The sequence below is a fragment of the Rhodoferax sp. GW821-FHT02C08 genome (genome assembly GCF_059421805.1).
The window spans coordinates 1-24,429 of sequence record NZ_JBWKVR010000019.1; the positions used below are offsets into that span (position 1 = coordinate 1).

At 62.3% G+C, this 24,429-nt stretch carries 19 protein-coding genes; 8 read left to right on the top strand and 11 right to left on the bottom strand.

All coding sequences use genetic code 11. From position 1 onward, the window contains the following. A partial coding sequence (locus AC07VY_RS19850; protein WP_495099053.1) for a transposase occupies positions 1-313 on the top strand: 313 nt, incomplete at its 5' end. Positions 314-321: 8 nt separating this feature from the next. On the opposite strand, the gene AC07VY_RS19855 is transcribed toward AC07VY_RS19850, so the two are convergent. The 11 genes from AC07VY_RS19855 to AC07VY_RS19905 all read right to left on the bottom strand — a co-directional run bounded on the left by AC07VY_RS19855 (position 322) and on the right by AC07VY_RS19905 (position 13,387). Further along, complete coding sequence (locus AC07VY_RS19855; RefSeq protein ID WP_495099052.1) at positions 322-672, bottom strand: hypothetical protein; 351 nt, start codon at positions 670-672, stop codon at positions 322-324. Between the two features lie 80 nt (positions 673-752). Beyond that, positions 753-2,213: a xylulokinase gene (xylB, locus tag AC07VY_RS19860; protein WP_495099051.1), complete on the bottom strand. Its 1,461-nt coding sequence runs from the start codon at positions 2,211-2,213 to the stop codon at positions 753-755. Between the two features lie 146 nt (positions 2,214-2,359). Beyond that, entirely contained in the window at positions 2,360-3,289 is a 930-nt protein-coding gene (locus AC07VY_RS19865; protein WP_495073995.1) for an AraC family transcriptional regulator, read from the bottom strand. A 16-nt stretch (positions 3,290-3,305) separates the two neighbouring features. After that, a complete protein-coding gene (locus tag AC07VY_RS19870; protein ID WP_495099050.1) occupies positions 3,306-4,097 on the bottom strand; it encodes an L-iditol 2-dehydrogenase in 792 nt (263 codons plus the stop codon). Continuing rightward, complete coding sequence (dalD, locus tag AC07VY_RS19875; protein ID WP_495099049.1) at positions 4,094-5,503, bottom strand: D-arabinitol 4-dehydrogenase; 1,410 nt, start codon at positions 5,501-5,503, stop codon at positions 4,094-4,096. Before dalD ends, AC07VY_RS19870 begins: the two co-directional genes overlap by 4 nt. A 13-nt stretch (positions 5,504-5,516) precedes the next feature. After that, entirely contained in the window at positions 5,517-6,560 is a 1,044-nt protein-coding gene (locus tag AC07VY_RS19880) for an ABC transporter ATP-binding protein (RefSeq protein WP_495099048.1), read from the bottom strand. A gap of 10 nt (positions 6,561-6,570) precedes the next feature. Then, positions 6,571-7,383: a carbohydrate ABC transporter permease gene (locus AC07VY_RS19885; protein ID WP_495074221.1), complete on the bottom strand. Its 813-nt coding sequence runs from the start codon at positions 7,381-7,383 to the stop codon at positions 6,571-6,573. A 17-nt stretch (positions 7,384-7,400) separates the two neighbouring features. Next, entirely contained in the window at positions 7,401-8,258 is an 858-nt protein-coding gene (locus tag AC07VY_RS19890; RefSeq protein WP_495099047.1) for a carbohydrate ABC transporter permease, read from the bottom strand. A gap of 112 nt (positions 8,259-8,370) precedes the next feature. Beyond that, complete coding sequence (locus AC07VY_RS19895; RefSeq protein ID WP_495074000.1) at positions 8,371-9,681, bottom strand: ABC transporter substrate-binding protein; 1,311 nt, start codon at positions 9,679-9,681, stop codon at positions 8,371-8,373. 592 nt (positions 9,682-10,273) lie between these two features. Then, entirely contained in the window at positions 10,274-11,299 is a 1,026-nt protein-coding gene (locus tag AC07VY_RS19900) for a LacI family DNA-binding transcriptional regulator (protein WP_495099046.1), read from the bottom strand. 132 nt (positions 11,300-11,431) lie between these two features. Further along, entirely contained in the window at positions 11,432-13,387 is a 1,956-nt protein-coding gene (locus tag AC07VY_RS19905; RefSeq protein ID WP_495099045.1) for a beta-galactosidase, read from the bottom strand. Between the two features lie 340 nt (positions 13,388-13,727). On the opposite strand from AC07VY_RS19905, the gene AC07VY_RS19910 reads away from it, so the two are divergent. From AC07VY_RS19910 to AC07VY_RS19940, 7 genes are all read left to right on the top strand, one after another. Next, complete coding sequence (locus tag AC07VY_RS19910) at positions 13,728-16,115, top strand: beta-galactosidase (RefSeq protein ID WP_495099044.1); 2,388 nt, start codon at positions 13,728-13,730, stop codon at positions 16,113-16,115. Further along, positions 16,103-17,227 (top strand): ABC transporter ATP-binding protein, encoded by a 1,125-nt coding sequence (locus AC07VY_RS19915; protein WP_495099043.1) that lies wholly within the window; start codon positions 16,103-16,105, stop codon positions 17,225-17,227. Before AC07VY_RS19910 ends, AC07VY_RS19915 begins: the two co-directional genes overlap by 13 nt. A 23-nt stretch (positions 17,228-17,250) precedes the next feature. Beyond that, complete coding sequence (malE, locus tag AC07VY_RS19920) at positions 17,251-18,459, top strand: maltose/maltodextrin ABC transporter substrate-binding protein MalE (RefSeq protein WP_495099042.1); 1,209 nt, start codon at positions 17,251-17,253, stop codon at positions 18,457-18,459. Positions 18,460-18,504: 45 nt separating this feature from the next. Next, positions 18,505-20,016 (top strand): maltose ABC transporter permease MalF, encoded by a 1,512-nt coding sequence (malF, locus tag AC07VY_RS19925; protein WP_495099041.1) that lies wholly within the window; start codon positions 18,505-18,507, stop codon positions 20,014-20,016. Positions 20,017-20,018: 2 nt separating this feature from the next. Continuing rightward, positions 20,019-20,909: a maltose ABC transporter permease MalG gene (gene malG, locus AC07VY_RS19930; RefSeq protein WP_495099040.1), complete on the top strand. Its 891-nt coding sequence runs from the start codon at positions 20,019-20,021 to the stop codon at positions 20,907-20,909. Between the two features lie 90 nt (positions 20,910-20,999). After that, the gene (locus AC07VY_RS19935) at positions 21,000-22,259 is read left to right on the top strand and encodes a maltoporin (RefSeq protein ID WP_495099039.1); all 1,260 of its coding nucleotides are present in this window, start codon (positions 21,000-21,002) and stop codon (positions 22,257-22,259) included. A gap of 200 nt (positions 22,260-22,459) precedes the next feature. Continuing rightward, a complete protein-coding gene (locus AC07VY_RS19940) occupies positions 22,460-24,388 on the top strand; it encodes a glycosyl hydrolase 53 family protein (RefSeq protein ID WP_495099038.1) in 1,929 nt (642 codons plus the stop codon). Positions 24,389-24,429: the final 41 nt, after the last annotated feature.

The following is a 24,429-nucleotide window of genomic DNA, read 5'->3' on the forward strand; positions in this document are numbered from 1 at the left end:
GGCGCTGCAGGCACTGCAGCGCTGTAAACCGGCCCTCAGCAAGGTGCAAAGCCTGCTATGTGACAGCGGCTACGTGGACAAACCCTTTGCCCAGGGCGTAGCAGACATCCTGGACGAGCACGTGGGAGTGCAGATAGCCAAACGCAGTGAGCTCCATACCTTCAAGGTCATGCCCCAGCGCTGGGTGGTGGAGCGCAGCTTCGCGTGGCTGGAGAAGAACCGGCGGCCGTGGAAGAACTGCGAGAGGCTCTTGAACACCAGCTTGCAGTTCATTCATCTAGCATTCCTGGCTCTGCTTCTCAAAATATTTTGAACAGGCTCTTAGCGCTCCACCTCCAGCGTGGAGTCGCAGCCCACGCCAGCGGCGATCCAGCGCCGAGCCCAGCGGCCTAGCCAGGGTACCGCCCAGTGCATGCGTGGACCCAGCACATCGGCGGGCTGGCTGATGGCGCCGCACAGATAGCGCGCCTGCGCATCGTCCCAACGCAAGGCCGCGCAGGCACCTTTACGCCGCCCCGACAGCAGAATGCCCAAAGGGCAAGGGGCTGACAGGCAGCACACACCACAGCCATTGCAGGACGCACCTAGCGCCGGCTTGGCCGGTGCCCCGGGATGGATGTGCAACACCTGCCATTCGGCAGTGGGGGCACGCGAATGCGAAGCTTGGGGCATGTGGGCAATTGCTATCTATTCAATAGCTACCTGCGAAGGTGATACCTGCGCTAGAGGCCTAAAACACATATAAACTTTTGTCAAGCTGGGAAGCTGCTGCGCAGGGTTTGGTACAGCGCCCGGAAACGGGCGTAGCGGGCCACTGCCGCCTCGGTCTGCGCCACGGGCTCGAAGCGCTGGGCGACGGGCGGGCTGGGGCAAACATCGGACTCAGTGCCGCCATCCGCCAGCCAGGCCAGGCGCGCTGCGCCCAGGGCGCCGCCAGTAGCGCCGCCTTCCTGCGTGACCAGAGAGACACCCAGGGTATTCGCCAGCTCTTGCGACCACCAGGCGCTGCGGGCGCCACCACCCACCACAGAAAGGGCATGCACCGGCTGGTCGGCGGCCAGCGTGCGCCAGCCGTCACACAGGCCAAAGTTCACGCCCTCGACCACGGCGTAGGCGAGTGCCGAGGCATCCACGCTGTGCGTCAAACCAAACAGTACGCCCTGGGCGTTCGGGTTGTTGTGGGGCGAACGCTCGCCCGACAGATAGGGCAAGAACAGCGGCGCCTGGGCCCGGGCCTGGGGCGACAGCTGGGCAGCCGCGGCCAGCAGCGCGGCTTCGTTCTCGAACTTGAGCAATTTGGTGGCCCAGGTCACGGCGCTGGCGGCCGACAGCATCACCGACATCTGGTGCCAGCGGTTTGGCAGCGCGTGGCAAAAGGCGTGCACGGCCTGCGCCGGGTTCGGGCGGAAACTGTCGGTGGCCAGGAACACCACCCCCGAGGTGCCCAGCGAGACAAAGCCCTGCCCCGGCGACACCACGCCCATGCCGACCGCGCTGGCCGCGTTGTCGCCGCCGCCGCCCGCCACTGGCAGGCCGGCGCGCAGGCCCCAGCGTTGGGCCAGGGCCGCAGACAAACCGGCAGACACCTCGCTACCCTCCACCACACGGGGCATATGCGACTCGGACAGGCCACAGGCGTCCAGCAGCTTGGGTGACCAACGCCGCGCGCCCACGTCCAGCCACAGCGTGCCCGAGGCGTCGGAGCAGTCGGTCACGGCCTCGCCGGTCAGCAGCAGGCGCAGATAGTCCTTGGGCAGCAACACGCGGGCGGTCTGGCGGTAGATATCGGGCTCGTGCTCACGCAGCCACCACAACTTGGGGGCGGTGAAACCGGGCATGGCCAGGTTGCCGGTGATCTGGCCGACTTCGGGCACGGCCCGGGTCAGGGCCTCGCAGGCAGCGCCGCTGCGGCCGTCGTTCCACAAAATCGCCGGGCGCAGCACCTTGTCCTGCGCATCCAGCAGCACGGCACCATGCATCTGGCCGGACAGGCCGATGGCCCGCACGGCGGACAAGTCGGCCCGGTGGCCAGCGGCCAGTTGGTCCATCACCGACTCCAGCGCCAGCCACCAGCTGTGCGGGTCCTGCTCCGACCACAGGGGCTTGGGCTGCTGTACGGTGAGCTGCGCATGGGCTACGGCGACCACGCGGTGGTCGTCGGCCAACAGCAAGGCTTTGAGTTCAGAGGTGCCTAAATCGAGTCCAAGATACATGGCATTGCCTTATGGATAGAAAGTACGGGGGAAAGTAGGAATTGGGTGACCTGGCTGCCTGGGGCTTGGCGCACCGCTTTAGTTCTAAGGACAAACTAACTCTACCGCATATTCTTCCTGCGCAAGCAGCTATGTTTTATATAGCACTAGGGGTTTTTACCACCAAATCGGGCTTCGGCCTGGCGGCGAAATTCCTTCGGCGTCATACCCTTGATCTGCATGAAACGGCGGTTGAAATTGGCCACATTATTGAAGCCCACGTCGTAGCACACATTGTTGATGTAGCGGTCTGTCTCCATCAACAGCTGGCAGGCGCGGTTGATGCGCAGGCGGTTCACGAAGTCGGTGAAAGTATTGCCGGTAGCGCGGCGGAAATAGCGCGAGAACTGGCTCTCCGTCATATTGACGCGGGCCGACACCTCGGCCATGGTGAACTGCTCGGCACTGTGTTCGGTCAGGAAGCTGACGATGCCGCTGATCTGCGCCAGCGAGGCGTCGTCGTCAAAGCTCTGCATCTGCACCGTGGACAGCAGCCGGTAGTCGGTGCAGCGGGCCAGCTTGTCCAGCAGCATCAGAAACTCGCCAAACCGGGCCAGGCCATGGCTGTGCTTGATGCGGACCAGGGCATCGCGCGCCATCTCGCTCATATCGAAGAACTCGATGCCGTGGCGGGCCCGCTCCAGCAGGGGTAACACGGCTTGCAGCTCCCCCACCTCGCTGCCGATCTGGCGCAGTGGTGCTTCGGAGAACTGCAGCACCATGTCGCGCAGATGCACCACCTTATCGGGGTCGTCGCCGGAAATCCAGTTGTGCGGCAGGCGCGGCCCGGTCAGCACCAGGTTGCCAGGTTCGAAGTGGCCGATGTAGTCGCCCACGAACAGCTTGCCCCGGGTCTGCACGATCAGGTGCAGCTCGCATTCCTCGTGCTGGTGCCAACGCACCAGCGGCGTGGGTATGCCGTGCTCCAGATAGCGCAAGCTGCTGTGGCTTTCATGCGGCTCGTAACCCAGGGTCGGGTCGCGGCCCATGTCATGCTCCAGCTCCGGTTCGCGGGCGCGTTGGCGCAGGCTGACCATGCTTATCTCCTTTGACTTAGCTCATCACATTACCACCGTCCACGTTAAGCGTCTGGGCGGTAATGTAAGAAGCCTCGGGGCTGGCGAGGAAAACCGCGGCCCGGGCCACGTCTTCGGGTGCGCCCATGTAGCCCAGTGGCACGGCCAAGCCCACGGCCTTCTTCTTCTCACCGATCTGCAGGCCTTCGGCTTTGGCGAACTGGGCGTCCACGTCTTTCCACATCGGGGTGTCGATCACGCCCGGCGAGATGCCGTTGACGCGGATGCCGTGCGGTGCCATGGCCAACGCAGCCGACTGGGTGTAGCTGATGACCGCGGCCTTGCTGGCGCAGTAGTGGGCGACCAGCGCCTCGCCGCGGCGGCCGGCCTGCGATGCGAGATTGGTAACGCTGCCCTTGCAGCCATCGGCCACCATCTGCTTGAGCACGGCCTGCATCACGAAGAACATGCCTTTGACGTTCACATTGAAGATCACCTCGTATTGCTTCTCGGTGATCTGCAAAATATCGCCCAGGCTGAACACGGCCGCGTTGTTCAACAACGTGGTGATGGTGCCAAACTTGGCCCGGGCAGCGGCCACCATGGCGTCTATGCTGTCCTGGCGCGACACGTCGGCGCTCAGGTACTGAAATTGATCGGGGTACTGCGCCTGCAGGGCTTGCAGGGCGGCCGAGGGCGTGGCAGCCAGATCGACGGCGGTGCAATGCGCGCCTTCGCGCAAGAAGGCGGTGGTCGCAGCCAGGCCAATACCGCCGGCGGTGCCGGTCAGCAAAGCATGTTGTCCAGCCAGGCGTTGGAGGGTGCTCATTTTTCGTCCTTGGTGAATTGCTTGACTTGGGTCGCGGCGTTATGCAGGGCAGCGACCAGGCGCGGATCACCGGCCAGCTCGCCCCAGAAGGGGACGTTACCCGCCAGTGCGAGGACCGGGTCAGCCGCCTCGCACATGGCGTGCGCCACGGCCGGGTCCATGGCCTGGTCCTGGTAAACATAAGACAGCTCGCCACGGTGCCAGCGCTGCAAAAAGGCCAAGAACAGCGCCGGTAGCACGGCCACGGCGTCGATCGTGGCGCCACGCACCAGGCACTCGCGCACGGTGGGGGCGATGAATCCGGGAATCTTGGAGAAGCCGTCGGCCGCCACGCGCTGGTTGGTGTCCAGAATGGCGGCGTTGCCAAAACGGTCCAGCACGGTATCGCGGTAGGCCGCCAGGTCCAGCGGGCTGGGGTGTGCTGGGGTGTCCAGACAGGGCATGACGTCGGTGGTCACGTAGTCATAGGCCATCTTGCGGATACGCGGGTCATGCGTACCTTCATGGATGTACTGGTAGCCGGCCAGCGTACCCGCCCAGGCAATGCAGCTGTGGGTGGCGTTCAGCAGGCGGATCTTGGCCTCTTCGAACGGCGCCACGGACGCCACCATCTGCACGCCCACCGTTTCCCAAGCGGGGCGTCCGTTGGCGAAATTGTCTTCAATCACCCACTGGATGAAAGATTCACCCATGATGGGCGCGGCATCGTCCCAACCAGTGGCGGCAAACACGCGCGGGCGCAGCTCGGGCGCCGGGCGCGGCGTGATGCGGTCTACCATGGCATTCGGGCAGGTGGTGTTGGCCTGTACCCAGGCGTGCAAAGCGCTGTCGCCCGCCAGTTGGATGAAAGACAGCAAGCCCTTGCGCACCCGGTCGCCGTTATGGCGCAGGTTGTCGCAGTTCAGCAGGGTCACGGCACCGCTGCCACGGCGCATGCGCTCGCGCAAGATGGCGGTCAGCGCGGCATAAATGCTGCCACCGGGTTGGCCTGCTTTGGCGCGCTGCAGATCGGCAGCCAGGTCGGCCACGCTGAGGTCGAGCGCGTCATGCGCATCCAGGTAGTAACCCGCCTCGGTGACGGTAAAGGAAATGATGCGGGTGCTGGCCGTGGCCCCTACGTCGATCAGGCCCGCCAGGCTGGGGTCGTAGGGCAGGATGCGGCGTATGGATTCGATGCGCTCGTAGCTGCGCTCGTTGGCCGGGGTCACGGTCTCCAGCGTATAGGCTCCACCCTGGGCTGCCAGCGCGGCCATGGTCTCCGGCATGTCGGGGCGGGTATTGCCACCGGCCAGCGACCAGCGCGTGTCACCGGAGGCCCGCAGGCGGTGCATATACAAAGCCTGGTGGGCGCGGTGGAACGAGCCCACGCCCAGGTGCAGCATCACATAGTTTTCGGTAGAAGACATGGCCACCACCTCCTTACGCCAGAGCGACCATGCGGCCGGCCTTGTCGAAGCAATGCAAGGTGTTCAGGTCGAACTCCAGGGACACGGGGTCGCCAATATGCAAGCTGGTGCGTTCGGCCTGGCGCGAGATCATGGGCGTGCCCATGACGTCCACGTGGATCAACGTGTCGGCACCCAGGGCCTCGATCAGTTCCACCTTGCCCGGTACACCAGCACTCCCCACGGGCAGCACCCGCACACCCTCGGGCCGCACGCCAATCAGGCCGTCTGCCGGAACCCGGCCCGCGGCCTGCCCGGCCAGCGCGCCAAACTGCGACAGCTGGGCCGCCTTGACGATGTTCATCGACGGCATGCCGATGAACTGCGCCACAAACTGGTTGGCCGGCTTGTCGTACAGCTCCAGCGGGGCACCTACCTGTTCGATAGCGCCGTCGCGCAGCACCACCACACGGTCGGCCAGGGTCATGGCCTCGACCTGGTCGTGGGTCACGTAGATGGTGGTCACGCCGAGCGCGCGGTGCAGCTTGTGGATCTCGACCCGGGTCTGGCCACGCAGGGCCGCATCCAGGTTGGACAGGGGTTCGTCGAACAAGAAGATCTTGGGTGCACGCACGATGGCGCGGCCAATCGCGACGCGCTGGCGCTGGCCACCGGACAACTCCTTGGGTGTGCGCTTCAAATACGGCGTGAGGTTCAGCTTCTCGGCCGCGCTCTCCACTTTCTGTTTGATTTCAGCAGCCGGCACCTTGGCGAGCTTCAGCGCGAACGACATGTTGTCGTACACCGTCATGTGCGGGTACAGCGCATAGCTTTGGAACACCATTGCCAGATCACGCTGTGACGATGGCAGGTGGGTGATGTCACGGCCGTCCACATGCAGCGAGCCGCCGTCTATGCTTTCCAGCCCGGCAATCATGCGCAGCAGGGTGGACTTGCCGCAACCGGAGGGGCCGACGAAAACAATGAACTCGTTCTTGTTGATATCGAGATCAATACCCTTGATGGCGCGGTGGTCGGCGAAGAATTTTTCAACGCCTCGGAGTTGTAAAAATGACATGGTGGTTCCTTTACTTGACGGCGCCGAAGGTCAAACCTTGGACGAGTTGCTTCTGGCTGAACCAGCCGAACACGATGATGGGGGCGATGGCCATCAGCGACGCTGCGGACAACTTGGCCCAGAACAAGCCCTCAGGGCTGGAGTACGAGGCGATCAGCGAAGCCAGCGTGCCCGCATTGGCAGAGGTCAGATTCAAAGCCCAGAAGGCCTCGTTCCATGACAGCACCAGGCACAGCAGACCGGTGGAGGCGATGCCTCCCATGCACAGCGGCAGGATCACCCAGCGGAACTCTTCCCACACCGTGGCGCCGTCCAGGCGCACGGCCTCCAGAATGTCCTTGGGCACTTCCTTGAACGCGCTGTACAGCATCCACACCATGATGGGCAGGTTCGACAGCGTGAACACAATGACCAGCGCGGTCAGCGAATCCAGCATGCCCACGGTCTGTGCCATCACATACACCGGCACCAACGCTCCCACGGCGGGCATCATCTTGGTAGACAGCATCCACAGCAGAATGTCGCGGGTCTTCCTGGTCGGGAAGAAGGCCATCGAGTAGGCCGCCGGCACGGCAATCAGAATGCCCAGAATGGTGGAGCCCAGGCTGGTGATCAGCGAGTTCTTGGCGAACAGCAGGTAGTCGCTGCGCACCTGGACTTCGACAAAGCTGGCAAGTGTGGGCGAGAAGAACAGCTGCGAGGCAATCGCCTGGCCTTCGGTCTTGAATGCCGTCAGCGTGAGCCAGAACAACGGGAAGAACAGGAACAGCGCTACGCCCCAGGCACACACGGTGCGGACGATGGGAAAGGGTTTGGTTTTCATCATGGTCGTGCTCCCGTTCAGTCCAGGTTCTTGCCTACCAGGCGCACCAAAAATACGGATGCGATGTTGGCCAGAATCACCGCAAACAGTGCGCCTGCCGAGGCTACGCCCACATCGAAGTTCATCAGTGCCTGTTTGAAAATCAGGAAAGCCAGGTTGGTACTTTCATTGCCCGGGCCGCCGCCGGTGGTGGTGAAAATTTCAGCGAACACACTCAGCAGGAAAATCATCTCGATCATGATCACCACTGCAATCGAGCGCCCCATATGGGGTAGCACCAGGTAGTAAAACTTGTCAAAGGCGTTGGCACCGTCCATGCCCGCGGCGTCCATCTGCTCACGGTCCAGTGACTGCAGCGAGGTGATGAAAATCAGGCAGGCAAACGGCAGCCACTGCCAGGACAGCATGATGATCACCGACAGCAACGGGAAGTCAGTCATCCAGTCAATCGGCGTGCCACCAAAGAACTGCCACACGTGGGCCAGCACACCGTAAATCGGGTTCATCATCATGTGCTTCCACAGCAAGGCATTCACCGTGGGCATAACGAAGAAGGGCGAGATCAGCAGCACCCGCACAATGCCCTGGCCAGGAAACGGCTCGTTCACCAGCAAGGCCAGACCTACGCCCAAGACCACGGTGATGACGATCACGGAGCTCAGCAGCTGCAGGGTGTGCAGCACCGAAGGCCAGAAGTCGGGGTCGGTAATGAAGTAAGAAAAGTTCTCCAAGCCGACGAAACCGGTCTCGCCGGGCTGCATCAAGTTGTAGTGGATGACGGAGAAATACAGCGTCATCACCAGTGGAACAATCATCCACAGGAACAGCGTGATGATGCTGGGCGCCATCAACGCACGGGGAATAAATCGGTTCATGGTGTTGCTTTCAAAAGCGGAGATAGGCCATGAAATCCCCATCCCTCAGGCGCAGTGGCGCAAGCGCCCTCTTCCGCGCGCGGAAGAGGGCTGGGGCGGGGGGCGATGGAGCCTACTTCTTGTAGTAGCCGCCCTTGGTCATTTCACGTTCAGCAGCGGTTTGCGACGTCTTCAGTGCGGCGTCTACCGTGACCTTGCCAGACAAGGCAGAGCTCATTTGCTGGCCGACAGCAATACCGATGGCCTGGAACTCAGGAATCGCAGCGTATTGCACGCCCACGTACGGCGACTTGGGCAAGGTGCTGTCGTTGGGGTTGGCGCTGTTGATGGCCTTCAGCTCTTCGGTCGCAAACTTGGCCACCTTTTGGAACTCAGGATTGGCGTAGGTGGATTTGCGGGTGCCGGTAGGCACGGCGTTCCAGCCTTCTTCCTTGGCCACCAGGTTCACGTAGTCCTTGGAAGTTGCCCAAGTAATGAACTTCTGCGCAGCGTCCGTCTTCTTGGAAGAAGCAGGGATCGCCAGGTTCCAGGACCACAGCCAGTTGGCGCCCTTGGCGGTCACGGCGGTGGGGGCCTGGGTGAATGCCATCTTGTCAGCCACCTTGGATTGCTTGGGGTCGCTGACGAAAGAAGCGGCGATCGTCGCGTCGATCCACACGCCGCACTTGCCTTCGTTCATCAAAGCCAGGTTTTCGTTGAAGCTGTTGGCGGAAGCACCGGGAGGGCCGTACTTCTTCATCAGGTCCACGTACTGGCTGATCGCGTCATGCCAAGGCTTGGTGTCGATCTGCGGCTTCCACGACATGTCGAACCACTGGCCGCCATAGGTGTTGACCATGGTGCTCAAGAAAGCCATGTTGTCGCCCCAGCCCGGCTTGCCGCGCAGGCACAGGCCGTACACGCCCTTGGCTGGATCGTGGATCTTGGAGACGATGTTGGCCATCTCGGTCCAGGTAGGATTGGCAGGCATGGTCAGGCCGGCGGCCTTGACCAGATCCGCCCGGTACATGGTCATCGAGCTTTCGCCGTAGAACGGCGCGGCATACAGCTTGCCGTCCAGCGTCAGGCCGTTACGGATGGCGGGCAGCATGTCGTCCACGTCATAGGCCGCATCGGTAACGATCGGTGCCAACCAGCCTTTCTTGGACCAGATGGGTGCTTCGTACATGCCGATGGTCATCACGTCAAACTGGCCGCCCTTGGTGGCGATGTCGGTGGTGACGCGCTGGCGCAGCACCCCCTCTTCCAGAGTAACCCACTTCACCTTGATGTCTGGATTGGCGGCTTCGAAGTTCTTGGTGAGCTTTTGCATGGTGATCATGTGGCCGTTGTTCACGGTCGCAATCACCAGTTCGGTTGCAGCGTATGCGCCGACGGATCCCAGCATCGCGACAACGGCGGCTGCGCAAATTTTCATTTTCATGGAGTGTCTCCTGAGGTTTTTGGACTAATCCCGCTAGCGCATTGATTGCACTGGATCGGTGCCGTGATCGTAGGAGTTAGCCCATGCCGCCAGCGATACCCAAAAGGAGACTTGTTGTACTTTGTTGCGGAACAAGGCTAGTAAAAACCCTTATTACCCAACTAAAAGTATCTGAATTTGATGCCTGCTCGGAGCCCTATGCTTCGCCGCACTCAGCCTCGCGCAGGCATATTTGACGGCAAGCCATCAAGACCCGTCCGATAAACTAACAGAAAAGGCGCCGGCACCGGCAAGCCGCTGCCGGCATTCAACCGCAGTACCTCGACTCAAGAACGCATACCCAGTGACCTCCGGGTTGAAGATTTTTCTCGCCCGCACGGGCATTTCCAAACCCCGGACCTGGGGAGATGCAGCCCTCTTATCTGCCTTCATGTGGCACCAGGCAGGCATTTATTTTTTGCTGAACATGGCAGAGGACCCGGCCTGGCTGGCCTGGGCCTTCTGCTGACGGGATATCAAGCCTAGGCAAACGACGCGTCTTTGTACGTACCTATACGCAGCCTGTGCTATCTATCGTTGATCCGCGCCGTATTTATCGAAGCACCGGCGCCCGCCCCGTAGAAGCGCGTACCACCAAACGGGGCGCGGAGGTGATCTTCATCTGGGGCGCGGTGCCGCTTTGCTGGTGAATGACATCCATCAAAATCGACACCGCCAGTTCTGCGGCCTCTCCAATCGGCACGGCGACCGTGGTGAGCGCCGGGCGCATCTGGTGCGCCAGCTGGATATCGGTGATGCCAATGACCGACAAGTCCGTGGGCACCTGCAGCCCCAGATCGGCGGCGGCTTGCAGCACGCCAATCGCAGGCAGGTCGTTGGAGGTAAAGATGGCGCTGAGGTTGGGCACACCTGCCAACAAGGCATGGGCCGCACTACGCCCGGCATCGATACTGTCACGGCCAAAGCGTGCTGACTCTGGACCATGCGGCACGCCTGCGCGCTCCAGGGCATCACAAAACCCCCGGTAACGCCAGATGTGGTTGCCGCTGGGCTCGCTACCCACCACCGCGCCAATCCGCTGGTGGCCCAGTTTGAGCAAATGCTCGGCAGCAATGGCGCCTGCCTGGTAGAAGTCCACGGCCAGGCAAGGAAGGTCCGGCGGTTCGCTCGGGCGCTCCCACATACATAGCACTACAGGCACGCCCCGCTTGCGCAAAGCCCGCAATTCATCCAACTGTACAAAGTCGGCATTCATCACCATCACGCCGTGGGCCAACGAGCCGCCCACGGCATCCAGGTAGGCGACTTCCTGCGCGGGATCGTCGTTGGTATTGCACACAAGCAAAAAGTAGCCCAGCTTACGCACGGCCTTTTCCACCTCCAGCGCAAACTCCGGATAAAACGGGTTGGCAATGCTGGAGACGATGAGCGCAATCGTCAGTGGCCGCCCTTCCACCAAAGCCCGCGCCGTCAGGTTCGGGCGGTAGCCCAGCTCCTGCACTGCAGCCAGCACCCGCTGGCGGGTTTTTTCGCCCACCTTGCCACGAGCACGGAGTACGTTGGAAACAGTAGCGGCCGTAACACCGGCTTTCAGGGCAACTTCAGCAAGCGTGGTCATAGGCAGCAAAAAATCAACAAGGTAGCCATTGCGCGCAGGTTGTGGGGTGGAGGGGGAAGGCTGGTCTGATCAGACCCCACTGTACCGTGGCTGGACTGCAGGACCGGTGCTTCCGGCACGCCAGTACGCGGCTCAACCAGCACAACGCCAAGCTGCCACACCCGCAGGCGCCAATTGGGCAGATCCCAGAATGAACTCAGCACCCGGCGGAGCCGGCACCTGAACCTCACCGGGCCCGTAGTGGACGGCAAACTGCACATCGCCTCGGCGCCGCAACCGCAAACCCCGTGGCAAAGCCTGTGGATGCAAGCCTGCATCCTCCGTGGCTTGGCGCAACAGGCTCTGCAACAATGGCGCATCCATCCAGCCCGCGAAATAGCGCATGCGCTCCAGGCGAAGCACCGCAGGGTTTCCGTCGCTGAATGCGGCATCTACCTGCACCCCGTCGCCTGGCTCCACCAGATCGCGCCAGCGCGTGCAGTAGCCCTGGGCCGCGCCATTGCCCAGAACGGCCTCTTGCACCCCTGGACGCAACGCATCGACACGCCATACCCGCAGCGGGAACAGACGGCTCAGTGGCCCGGGTGGCAGCGTAGCAGGTATCGCAAAGTCGCCAGTTTTACTGCCCGTGCGCGGGCCAAAAACAATGTGTGCAGAACAGTCTTGCAAGCGCTGCACCAGCGCGTCGTCCACCACCGCCAGGCTGGGAATCACCACCAGGGCATAGCCCGTCAGCGGGGCCGACGCCGGCAGGATGTCCACATCCAACCCCAACTGGCGCAGCCCGCTGTAGTAGGCGAACACCAGGGCCTGGTAATCAAAATCCGCTCCTTGTGGCTGGATGCCGAAGACCCACTGCGAGCTGTAATCCACGATGAGGGCCACGCGGGCCTGTTGCATCGCCGAGTGCGGCATCTGGATCAGCTCCCGAGCGACCTGCGCGGCCTCTTCACCGCCCATATCCAGCCGGTTGTCTGGCGTGTTCAGGCCGGAATGCATTTGCTCTTGCGCATAGGGCACTTGCCGCCAACGGAAGTAAGACACAAGCTCTGCGCCATGGGCAAAAGCCTCCCAGGTCCAGGCGCGCACCATGCCGGGCAAAGGGGCGGGATTCCACTGCGCCCAGTTCACCGGACCAGCCTGTTGCTCCATGACCCACCAGCGCCCACGGCACATGCCGCGCATCAGGTCATGGTGGAAAGCGGGAATGTCCGGGTGCCCGGTTCGCGCCCATAGCACGCGCTCATCATCGGGGATGAAGCGCGTGCTGTCCGTCAAGCCCAGCGGGTAGCTATCCCAGCTAGCAATGTCCAGATCAGCGGCAACTTCATGGTGCTCAAAGTCGGCATAGAAACCCATGAAGTTGTGCAACACATCACGTCCTGGCGCATGCTGACGCAGCAAGTCCACCTGCATGCGGTTGTAGCGACGCACGGTGTCAGAGGCATAGCGGCGGAAATCCAGTGCATGGATGGGGTTGACCTGCGCGGGCAGCCCCACCGGAAGCACCACATCTTCAAATCGGTGGACCTCCATGCTCCAGAACACATTGCCCCAGGTTTGGTTCAATGCGGCCACAGAGCCATAGCGCTCCGCCAGCCATAGCTGGAAGCCCTGCAACGCAGCAGGCGAGTAAGACAGCACGGTGTCATGGCAACCGTATTCATTGTCAACCTGCCAGGCGACCACCGCAGGATGCCGACCATAGCGTGCAGCCATGGCCACCACGATGGTGCGACTCGCATCAAAGTAGACGGGACTGGAAAAGTCGTAGTGGCGGCGCGACCCAAAGCCTTTGACCCGCCCCGCCGCGTCCACAGGCAGTATCTCGGGGTGGTGGGCGACCAGCCAGTGCGGCGGCGCTGCCGTGGGCGTACCCAGCACCAGCTTCAGCCCGGCATCGGCCAGCGTTTGGATAGCCCGATCCAGCCAAGTCCAGTCGTATTGGCCTGGCGCCGGTTCCATGCGGCTCCAGGCAAATTCGGCAATACGCACCACTTGGATGCCCAGTCGAACCATGTCCGCAGCATCCGTGGCCCATTGGGATTCCGGCCATTGCTCAGGGTAATAACACACACCCAGCTTCATTGAAATTGTCTCCTTGCACAGGGTTGTTTGGTGATTTTTGCCATTCATTTTTACAAAAAATTAATCGATTAACCATAGATTTCCAAAAGCCACAAAAAGTTCGCCCATCGAATAATAGGGATTTCCCCAGTGATAAAAGTGTAAAGCTGCGTGACCCCATAGGGATTTCACTGATTACACCGATCACATCGTGCCATGAGAATTCATTTAAGTTAAACGCTTAATCTAATTTCATGTGCCACTTTGACAGCTGCTTTTGCTTTGCCCCTGCTTCCATCCAGCAGGTGTTTTTTGGACGTGCCATGCTGCCGCGCAAGGGCCTGTGATGCAGGAAACCGCTGTGACCGTTCGCCTGCCATCCACGCCTGCCGCCGTGGAGCGCGACTACCTCCACCTGGGGCAGTACCCGTGCACGGGCCGCTCCTTGCAGATCAATAGCAGCTACCTGGAACGCGATGGCCAGGCCTGGCTGCCCATCATGGGCGAGTTCCACTTCTCGCGTTATCCCGAATCGGAGTGGGAAGAAGAGTTGCGGAAGATGCGCGCTGGCGGCATTGACATCGTTGCCAGCTACGTCTTCTGGAACCACCATGAAGAAGTGGAAGGCAGCTTCAACTGGGCCGGCCAACGCAATCTGCGCCGCTTTGTAGAGCTGGTCAAACAGGTCGGCTTGGACTTCTATCTGCGCCCCGGCCCCTGGGTTCATGCCGAATCGCGCAACGGTGGCTTTCCGGACTGGCTACAACACGGCGGCGCACTGCGCTGCAATGACGCGCTCTACCTGCAACGCGTAGCCGGCTTCTACGACCAGATCGGCGCGCAACTGCGTGGACTGATGTGGTGCGATGGCGGCCCGGTGATCGGCGTGCAACTGGAAAACGAATACGACCGCATCGGGCCAGGCTGTGGCGCGGAGCACATTTCAGAACTCAAACGCCTGGCGATTGCGGCTGGCTTGACCGTGCCCCTGTACACCGTAACGGGCTGGCCCACGCTGGACATTCCGCCACAAGAGGTCGTGCCTGTGTCCGGCGCGTATGCCGATGGTTTCTGGAGCGGCTCCAGCGAGGCACTGCCCGCCTCCGGCGTATTTCTGTTCAACACCAGCCGCAGCATCGGCGAAATGGGCAATGTGGGAGGTACCCCTGCCACGGCCTTGATCGACAAGCGGCATTACCCCTTTTTCCTGGCCGAAGCCGGTGGCGGCATGCATGTGTCCTACCACCGTCGCCCCGCGGTCAGCACCGACGACGTGGTCGCCACGGCTCTGGTACAGATTGGCTCCGGAGCCAATCTGTATGGCTACTACATGTACCACGGCGGCACCAACCCGCACAGCGCACACGGACGCCTGAACGAAACGCAGGACACCGGCTACCCGAACGATGTACCCGTACTCGGCTATGACTTCCGCGCGCCGCTAGGCCAGTACGGACAAAGCCGGGCCTCGTACGGTCGTCTGCGTGCCTTGCATTCCTTTACGGCCGCATTCGGCGCCATGCTGGCCCCAATGGAAGCCGTGGTGCCGACAGATGCACCCGTGGACCCCGCAGACCGCATGCATTTGCGCGTTGCTGCCCGGGGCGCTGGGCGCACAGGCTTCGTGTTTGTCAACAACCATGTGCGCCACCACCCCATGCCAGCGTTCAACGCGGTGCAGCTGCAGGTTACGTACGCGGACACCATGGTGCAGTTCCCCAAGGTACAGGTGCCGAGCGGCGCCAGCTTCATCTGGCCCGTGGGCCTGGACATGGGCAAGGCGGTATTGCGCTACGCCACGGCGCAGCCACTAACACGCTTGCAAGAAGATGGAAGCCACACCTTGGTGCTGTTCAGCCACCCGGATATTCCAGCGGAGCTGTGCTTCGACCGCCTTAGCGTGCAGCATGTGGAAGCCCCGGCCACCTGGCTGTCGCAGACCGCCGATACCTGGGTGGTGCGGCCACCCGCCTCCACGGCACCCCAATGGATCAAGCTGGTAGATGCGGACGGTGTGCGCCATCGCGTACTTTTGTTATCTCGCACCCTGGCCGACCAATGCCAACGCCTGTGCTTGCTGGGTCGCGAACGCCTGGTACTGTGTCCACACAGCCTGTATGTGCAAGAAGACGCGCTGGTGTTCTCATTGCCGCAAACGGCCACCGCCCACGTCAGCGTCTATCCCGCCAATGACTTGGGCGCAACAGCGAGCGATGGCTTCGTGGACTTCGTAGGCAGCGAGCCCTTGCGCCAGGTTTACAGCGCACAGGCCGAGTTGCTGCATCTCAACCCCCACCCGCCCACCGTGCGCATGGGGCCTCACATCTCTTGGCGGCAAGGCCCTGTGCCCCTGGCGCCAGACGATGCCGAGTTCGCAGAGGCCAGCCAATGGCGCTTGCATCTGGATGCCCAACTGCCCACAACGTCGGGTCGCGTCCTGCTGACCCTGGACTACGTGGGCGATGCCGCCCGGCTGTACGCCGACGGCGAACTGGTGGACGACCATTTCAACGATGGCGAGCCCTGGTCCATCGGACTGGACCGTTTTGTGCAGAACGGCCGTTGGCCTGCACTGACTTTGCGTGTGATTGCGGCCAACCGCGCACTGCCCATCTTTATGGAGGACTCTGCCTGGCAACGTCTGGCCGATAGCCCGGACAACGTGGCCCTACAACGCATACAGCTGGCCTGCATGCACACGGCACGGCTGGCATTCACCGCAACAGGGAGTTCCACATGGCTGGCGTAAGTCTGCGCGGCATTACCAAGGCATTCGAAGGCGCCGCACCGGTGGTACGTGATGTGTCCCTGGAGATTGCCGATGGCGAATTCTGCGTTTTCGTCGGCCCCAGCGGCTGCGGCAAATCCACACTGCTGCGCATGGTCGCCGGCCTGGAGGAAGTCGGCAGTGGCGAGCTGCACATCGGCGGGCAGCGCGTCAACGAGCTGGCACCGTCCGAGCGCAACATCGCCATGGTGTTCCAGAACTATGCGCTGTACCCACACATGGACGTGGCCAGCAATATCGCCTTCGGCATGCGCCTGGCCGGTTATCCCAAGGGTGAGATACAGGCCCGCGTGCAGCGCATCGCGGAAGTCCTGCAAATAGAGCCTCTACTGCAGCGTCTGCCACGTGCCCTGTCCGGCGGCCAGCGCCAGCGCGTCGCCATCGGCCGGGCCTTGGTGCGCGACCCCGGTGTATTCCTGTTCGACGAGCCGCTGTCCAACCTGGACGCCGCGCTGCGCACCCAGATGCGGGTAGAAATTGCAAAGCTGCACCGCGCCTATGGCAAGGCCAGCACCATTTACGTCACGCACGACCAGGTAGAGGCCATGACCCTGGCCGACAAGATCGTGCTGCTGCACAGCGGCGAAGCCACCGCCCGTTATGGCAGCGTGGCCCAGATTGGCGCGCCGCTGGAGCTGTATGCACGGCCCAAGAATCTGTTCGTGGCCAGCTTCATCGGCTCGCCCAAGATGAACTTCATCAGCGCGGTGGTGGACGAGATCACCCCGGATGGCGTGCAGGTCCGCACCGCAGACGGTCGCTTGTTGAAAGCCGCTGTAGGCGCAGGCGCCCTGCAGCCGGGCGCAGCCGTGACCCTGGGCGTGCGCAGCGAACACCTGCAGCTGCAAAGCGGCCCCGGCCACAACACCCTGTCCTGCCGCGTGCAATGGGTGGAGCGCCTGGGCGACATGACCTATGCCTACCTGGAAAGCCCGCAGCAAGCCCCGCTGACCGTTCGACTGGAAGGCGACAGCGCCGTCGTGGTGGGTGATGCGGTGCACCTACGGGTGCCCGCCATCGGTTGCCACTTATTTGACGCGGATGGCATGGCGCTGCCCGCACGCACTGCATAAACAAAACCCATAGGAGACATGACATGAAGCACACATCCCCCCGCCGCACTGCGGTTCGTAACCTGCTGGCATTGGTCGTTGCCACGCTGGGCGCCAGCGTGCCCGTACATGCCGCAGAAAAAGGCAGCCTGCTGGTCTGGATCAATGGCGACAAGGGCTACGAGGGCGTGGCCAAGATTGCGGAGAAGTTCACCAAGGACACCGGCATTCCCGTGAAGGTGGAGCATCCCGAGGATGCCATCGCCAAATTCGAACAATCCGCTGCCGCTGGCAAGGGCCCAGACATCTGGATCTGGCCCCACGACCGCGCCGGCAGCTGGGTCTCCGCTGGACTGATCTCCGCCGTCACGCCCACCAAGAAGACCGTGGACTCCATCGACCCGCTGGCCTGGAAGGCCTGGAACATGGGCGGCAAGACCTGGGGTTACCCATTGTCCATCGAAGCCGTGGCCCTGCTCTACAACAAGGCCTTGGTGCCTACCCCGCCACAGAGCTGGGAAGAAGTCATTGCCCTGGACAAGAAGCTCAGCGCCCAGAACAAGCGCGCCATCATGTGGCCCATGACCGAGATCTACTACTCCTACGGTCTGTTTTCTGCGGGCGGTGGCTACGCCTTCAAACGCAATGCCGATGGCACCTATGACCCCAAAGACACCGGCATGAACAATCCGGGTGCGGTGCGCGGCATGGAAACTCTGATGTCCCTGATCAAGGGCGGTGTCATGCCCAAGACCGCCAGCTACGCCGAGGCCGAAGCCGGCATGAACGAAGGCCGCATCGCCATGATGCTCAACGGCCCCTGGAGCTGGAACAACCTGAAAAAGAGCAAGATCGACTTCGGCGTGGCGCCCTATCCCAAGATCGACGGCAAACAGGGCGGCCCCTTTGTAGGCGTGCTGGGCGCCATGCTCAGCAGCTCCACCCCCAACAAGGAAGTGGCCAACGAATTCATGGAGAACTACCTGCTCTCCATGGAAGGCCTGAAAGCCATGAACGCCCACGTCCCACTGGGCGTACCGGCCAACAAGGCCTACTACACCGAGCTCAAGTCCGACCCGCTGATCGCCGGGACCATGGCCGCCGCCCAGAGCGGAACGCCCATGCCCAACAACCCGGAAATGACACGCTTCTGGACCGGCATGCAGGCCGCCCTGCTCAACATCACCCAAGGCCGCGAGACCGTGAAGGAAGGCCTGGACCGCGCTGCCAAGCGCATCCGGGGTACGGAGTAATCGGCGCAGCGTCGCCCACATTTGGTATTCAAAGAAAGTCGCGCCGTGAAGAAACGTTCCCTCCTGCACTTCGCCCTGGCCGCCCTGGGTGGTCTGGCTTTGTTGGCAGTGCTGGCCTTGGTGGTAGTGATGGTGATGGCCCGCCAGCATTGGCTGGCGGCCATCACCCTGGCCTTGCTGGGAGCGGCTGTGCTGGTGTACCTGTCACCCCGCCTGTATGCCTGGCGGTATGTACTGCCCGGCCTGCTGGCGGCGCTGGTGTTCATCGTGGTGCCCATGGGCTACACACTGGCCATCAGCTTCACCAACTACAGCTCGGCACATCTGCTGTCGTTTGAACGCTCCACCGAAGTCCTGCTGGGCAAGACCGAAAGCACGGGCGACACCCTGGGCGTGCAACTGCAGGCCCAGGGCGAACGCCACCGCCTGGTATTCACGACCGAAGACGGCGTGGTGTACGCATCGGACTACCTGCAGCTGGGTTCGGACTTGCGCGCCGCCTTGCAGCCCCTAAGTGAAGGCGCCGTGCAGGACGCACTCAGCCTGAAAGACATGATGGCCTTGCAGGGCGCCTTGAAGAAAGTCGTGGCGGTGCTGCCTGACGGTACCGAGCTGCGGCAAAGCAGCCTGCGCCGCTTTGCCGCCATGCGCCCCAGCTACCAGCGCGCCGCCGATGGAACCCTGCTGGACACCGCGGACCACAGTGTGCTACGGCCGGACTTTGCAGCCGGCTACTGGGTCCGCGCCGATGGCCAGCAGATAGAACCCGGCTTTCGCGCCGTGGTGGGTTGGCAGAACTATGTGCGCATCTTCACCGAGCGCAAGTTTCTGGACCCTTTCCTGCGCGTGTTTGCCTGGACCGTCAGCTTCGCAGGCCTGAACACATTGTTCACCTTTGCGATTGGCGTGGTGCTGGCCGTGGCCCTGAACTGGGACGCACTACGGTACCGCAACTTCTACCGCATGATGCTGTTCCTGCCGTATGCGGTGCCGGCCTTTATTTCCATACCGGTATTTCGCGGTCTGTTCAACGAAAACCTGGGTGAGATCAACATGATTCTGGATGCCTTGTTTGGCATCCGACCCGGCTGGTTTTCCGAGGCTAATCTGGCACGCGGCATGGTGCTAGTGGTGAACACCTGGCTAGGCTACCCCTACATGATGATTCTGGCCATGGGCCTGATCAAAGCCATTCCCGGCGAACTGTACGAAGCCTCGGCGCTGGCCGGTGCCGGTCCGCTGACCAACTTCTTCCGCATCACCCTACCCCTGATTGCCAAGCCGATTGCGCCCTTGCTGGTGGCCTCGTTTGCCTCCAACTTCAACAACCTGACGCTGATCGCCCTGCTGACCGGCGGCGCACCAGACTACCTGGACACCCAGGTGCCGGTGGGCGCCACCGACCTGCTGGCGTCCTACACCTATCGCATCGCATTCCAGGACTCGGGGCAGAACTACGCCCTGGCCTGCGCCATCTCCAGCATCGTATTCCTGCTGGTGGCCACCCTCGCCGTGGTGAATCTGCGGCTGTTCAAAGTCGGTAAAGAGGCAGTTTAAAAATGGCCATCGTCATCAAAAAATCCCAACGCTGGCGTGTGCTCATGGCGCACCTGGGTTTGCTGGCCTTTATCGCGCTCACGGTGTTTCCGTTCCTGATGATTTTGTCGATCTCGCTGCGCCCCGGCAACTTTGCCGGCGGCCACCTGATCCCCCGCAGCATCAGTTTTGAGCACTGGAAGCTGGCGCTGGGCATGTCCTATCTGGACGCGGATGGCCAGCTGGTCAAGCCGCCGTTTCCGGTGTTGCTGTGGATCTGGAATTCGCTCAAGGTATCGCTTATCTCGGCCACCGTGGCCCTGCTGCTGTCCATCACCAGTGCGTACGCCTTTGCCCGCCTGCGCTTCAAGGGGCGGGCCGCCATGCTTAACGGCCTGTTGCTGTTGCAGATGTTCCCCTCGGTACTGGCACTGGTGGCGATCTACGCCTTGTTCGACCGAATCGGCGAGTTCATCCCCTGGCTGGGCCTGAACAGCCACTGGAGCCTGGCCCTGGCCTACACCGGCGGTGTGGCCCAGCACATCTGGCTCATCAAAGGCTATTTTGAAAGCGTGCCGCGCGAGTTGGAAGAAGCTGCGGCGGTGGACGGTGCGTCGCCCTTCCAGGCCTTTGTGTATGTGCTGCTGCCCATGGCGGTGCCGATCCTGGTGGTCGTGTTCGTACTGGCCTTCCTGGGCGGAATGATCGAGTACCCGGTGGCCTCCGTACTGATGAACAACGAAGAAAACCTGACCCTGGCCATTGGCTCACGCCTGTTCCTGTTCAACCAGCGCTACCTCTGGGGCGACTTTGCCGCCACCGCCATCCTGGCCGGCCTACCGCTGACGCTGCTGTTTCTGGTGACCCAACGCTGGCTGGTCTCGGGACTGACCTCGGGCGCAGTCAAAGGCTGATTATTTTTTACCACAAGGTTAAACGCTTTACCCCACAGAGAGCCTCTCTGTAATACCACCCAGGCCGCTAGGCCCATAAGGAGACTGAAGATGAAGAAGAAGACCATACCCATGCGCGCCAGCGCAGCTGCAGTTCTGGTGCTGCTGACGGGCGCCGCCCAGGCCCAGTTCAGCACCGACGGCTACTTCCGGGCCGGCACCGGCGCCGGCGTCAAAGACAGCCCCACCAGCTGCTTTGGACTGGCAGGCGATGGCCTCAAATACCGCCTGGGTAACGAATGCGATAACTATGGCGAAATTAACCTGAAGAACACCGTCAAGGTCGGCGATCTGCAATTCAGTGGCAATCTGATGCCCGTGTACTGGAGCGCCGCCCAGGAGACCGCCAACCCTACCAGCCTGGGCCAGGCCTTCGTGGAAGGCAAAGGCTTTGACATCCTGCCCGAAGCCAACTTCTGGGCCGGCAAGCGTTACTACGGCCGTACCGATGTGCACATCACCGACACCAAGTACACCAAGCTCGACGGCACCGGCGGTGGCGTGGACAACATCGCCGTCGGCGGCGGCAAGCTGGGCTTTGGCTACTTCCGCCGCGACAAGGGCACCTTCGCCGGCTGGGGCACCGCAAGCCGTGTGAATGCCGAGTTCAGCACCAGCAAGATCAATGATGGCGGCTGGCTGCGCATCCTGGGCACCGTGGTGAGCAGCGAAGAAAGCGCGGACAAGGACAGCAACGCCCTGGAAGGACACAGCGGCATGGCCCTGACCATCCAACATGCCCAAGACAACCTTTTCGGCCTGGGCGGCGGCAACAACCTGTGGGTGCAGTTCGCCAAGGGTTCCGCGGGCCTGGACGGCAACTTCTCCAACGCCTACACCGGCACAGGCAACGACTGGGTCGCCAGCGACGCCAGCAGCAGCGCCACCTGGAGCGAGGTCCACAGTGGCCAGAACAGCTTCCGCGTGGCCGACGCACTGAGCTTCCAACGGGGCAACTGGGGCGGCCAGGTAGTAGGCCACATCCAGAAGGATCACCTGCTGGGCTATGAAACCACCCGCACTTCCATCGGCGGACGTGTGGCCTATGCCTTCACCAACAACTTCAAGCTGGTCAGCGAGCTGGGCTTGTCGCGCAAATCCCCCACCGGAGGCGATGCACAAACCCTGACCAAGTTCACCATTGCACCCACGCTGAGCACCGGCCGTGGCTTCTTCGAGCGGCCTGAACTGCGCCTGTTCTACACCCGCGCCAGCTGGAACACAGCCGCTGGCGCCGACACCAGCAACGGCCTGCCCAGCGGTCGCACCAGCGCCAACCGTTTTGGCCTGCAAGCCGAGTACTGGTGGTAACTAGGCTCACCCCCAGGCTGCGCTGCGCTTCGCCAACCCCCTTGCAGGGGGCGATACCAGCGGCCCGGTAAAGCCGGTTCCGCGGTATCCCTGGCGCAGACAGGCCAGCCAACCACCAGTGTTGGGAAACAAGTTGATTTGAGGTGCTCTTCCCCGGCGGAGGTGGTTTTATCCGCCGGGGTTTTTTCTTGGGACATGCCATGCATATTTTGAAAATCGGGGTGGCGGCCATCGCTACGGTGTGGGGCCTGACCGTGCACGCTGCGGGTGCCATCACCGTGCAGCCGGTCGCCGAGCTGCGCAACGACTTCGTGATGGGTGCCGACGTTTCCATGCTCGACCAGATGGAGCGCAACGGAGCCCAGTTTTCCGATGTGCAGGGCGTGCGCAAGGATGCGCTACAGATCCTGCATGACAACGGCGTCAACTGGATCCGCCTGCGCCTGTGGAACAACCCGGTGAATGACAGCGACGTGATCGAAGGTGGCCGCACCATCTCACGCCGGGGCGATCCGGTGGGTGGCGGCAACAACAATCTGGCCACCACCGTGCGCCTGGCCAAGCGCGCCAAGGCCATGGGTTTCAAGCTGCTGCTGGACCTGCATTACAGCGACTTCTGGGCCGACCCCGGCAAGCAGACCAAGCCCGCCGCCTGGGCCAAACTCAGCGGCACGACGCTGGAGCAAGAGGTCTACCGCTACACCAGCCAGGTGCTGGACAGCCTAAAAAAAGCCGATGCATTTCCCGACATGGTGCAGGTGGGCAATGAACTCAACGGCGGCATGCTCTGGCCCGACGGCAAGACCTGGAAGGAAAAACCGGGTGAAGTCATTGGCGGCGACGATGGCTTCGTGGCGCTGATGAACCAGGGCATCAAGGCCGTACGCGACGCCGACGACAAACGAGGTACGCCCGAGCACATCAAGGTGGCCGTACACCTGGCTGACGGCGGCAAGAACGAGCTGTACCGCCGCGTATTCGATCTGTTCAGCCAGCGCAATGTGGACTACGACATCATCGGCCTGTCCTTCTACCCCTACTACCACGGCCCGGTGGAAGACTTGCAGGCGAACATGGACGACATCTCGGCCCGCTACGGCAAAGAGGTGCTGGTGCTGGAAACCGCCTACGGCTACACCACGGCCAATGGCGACAGCTGGCCCAATCTGTTCAACGCCGACATGCAAAAAAGCGTGGGCTACAAGGCCAGCGTGCAGGGCCAGGCCAGCATGGTGCGCGATGTGATCCAGGCCGTGGCCCAGGTGCCCGGCGGACGCGGTCTGGGCGTGTTTTACTGGGAGCCCGACTGGTACCCCGTGCCGGGCGCCGGCTGGCGCACCGGTGAGGGCAACGCCTGGGACAACCAGGCCATGTTCGACTTCAACGGCAAGGCGCTACCGTCCCTGGAAGTATTCAAGCGCGTGCGCGACGCCGGCACCCTGGCCGACACCCCGCAGGTGCTGGATCGCGGCCCCATCCCGCTGAATGCCTTTGTGGGTGAAGTCTGGACGCCGCCTGAGTCCGTCAAGCTGGCCTACAGCGACGACGCCGAACGCAAGGTCTATGTGCAATGGAACGACCTGCCCGCCAACGCCCTGGCGCAGCCCGGACACTTCCGCCTGCAGGGCGAAGTCAGCGGCCAGCCGATCAAATTGGTGGCCGAGGTCAACGTCGTCCCTAGGCGTAACCTGGTGCAGGACCCCAGCTTTGAACGCGGCGACTTGAAGAACTGGACCATCACCGGCAACACCGCCGCCGCCAGCAACGAACGCAACCCTGGCAATGCGCACAGCGGGCTGCATTCGCTGCACTACTGGAGCGGCGACCCGTTCAAGTTCGAGGCGGTCCACACCTTCAGCGGCATACAGAACGGCAGCTACACCCTCAAGGGCTGGGCGGCTGGTGGCGGCGGCGAAAAGGCGCTGGAGCTGTTTGTGCGCGACTGCGGCCCCCAATCTCCCTCGGCCCGCTGGACCAACACCGGCTGGCAGAAGTGGTCGCAGGCCGCACTGCGCGGCATCAACGTGACCCAGGGCAGCTGCACCATCGGCCTGCGGGTAGACGGTGCTGCTGGCAACTGGGGCAACCTGGACGACATCGAGTTCATGCGCGAGGAAGGCAATCCCTGAACGCGTTCCAGCGCTAGGACGGCGGGCCCCACACGGCCCGC

Coding starts and splice junctions, on each gene's coding strand:
- AC07VY_RS19855 (WP_495099052.1), bottom strand. CDS start 672: ATGCCCCAAGCTTCGCATTCGCGTGCCCCCACTGCCGAATGGCAGGTG.
- AC07VY_RS19890 (WP_495099047.1), bottom strand. CDS start 8,258: ATGAACCGATTTATTCCCCGTGCGTTGATGGCGCCCAGCATCATCACG.
- AC07VY_RS19870 (WP_495099050.1), bottom strand. CDS start 4,097: ATGAGCACCCTCCAACGCCTGGCTGGACAACATGCTTTGCTGACCGGC.
- AC07VY_RS19905 (WP_495099045.1), bottom strand. CDS start 13,387: ATGAAGCTGGGTGTGTGTTATTACCCTGAGCAATGGCCGGAATCCCAA.
- AC07VY_RS19880 (WP_495099048.1), bottom strand. CDS start 6,560: ATGTCATTTTTACAACTCCGAGGCGTTGAAAAATTCTTCGCCGACCAC.
- AC07VY_RS19895 (WP_495074000.1), bottom strand. CDS start 9,681: ATGAAAATGAAAATTTGCGCAGCCGCCGTTGTCGCGATGCTGGGATCC.
- AC07VY_RS19940 (WP_495099038.1), top strand. CDS start 22,460: ATGCATATTTTGAAAATCGGGGTGGCGGCCATCGCTACGGTGTGGGGC.
- AC07VY_RS19915 (WP_495099043.1), top strand. CDS start 16,103: ATGGCTGGCGTAAGTCTGCGCGGCATTACCAAGGCATTCGAAGGCGCC.
- dalD (WP_495099049.1), bottom strand. CDS start 5,503: ATGTCTTCTACCGAAAACTATGTGATGCTGCACCTGGGCGTGGGCTCG.
- xylB (WP_495099051.1), bottom strand. CDS start 2,213: ATGTATCTTGGACTCGATTTAGGCACCTCTGAACTCAAAGCCTTGCTG.
- AC07VY_RS19885 (WP_495074221.1), bottom strand. CDS start 7,383: ATGAAAACCAAACCCTTTCCCATCGTCCGCACCGTGTGTGCCTGGGGC.
- malG (WP_495099040.1), top strand. CDS start 20,019: ATGGCCATCGTCATCAAAAAATCCCAACGCTGGCGTGTGCTCATGGCG.
- malE (WP_495099042.1), top strand. CDS start 17,251: ATGAAGCACACATCCCCCCGCCGCACTGCGGTTCGTAACCTGCTGGCA.
- AC07VY_RS19900 (WP_495099046.1), bottom strand. CDS start 11,299: ATGACCACGCTTGCTGAAGTTGCCCTGAAAGCCGGTGTTACGGCCGCT.
- AC07VY_RS19865 (WP_495073995.1), bottom strand. CDS start 3,289: ATGGTCAGCCTGCGCCAACGCGCCCGCGAACCGGAGCTGGAGCATGAC.
- AC07VY_RS19935 (WP_495099039.1), top strand. CDS start 21,000: ATGAAGAAGAAGACCATACCCATGCGCGCCAGCGCAGCTGCAGTTCTG.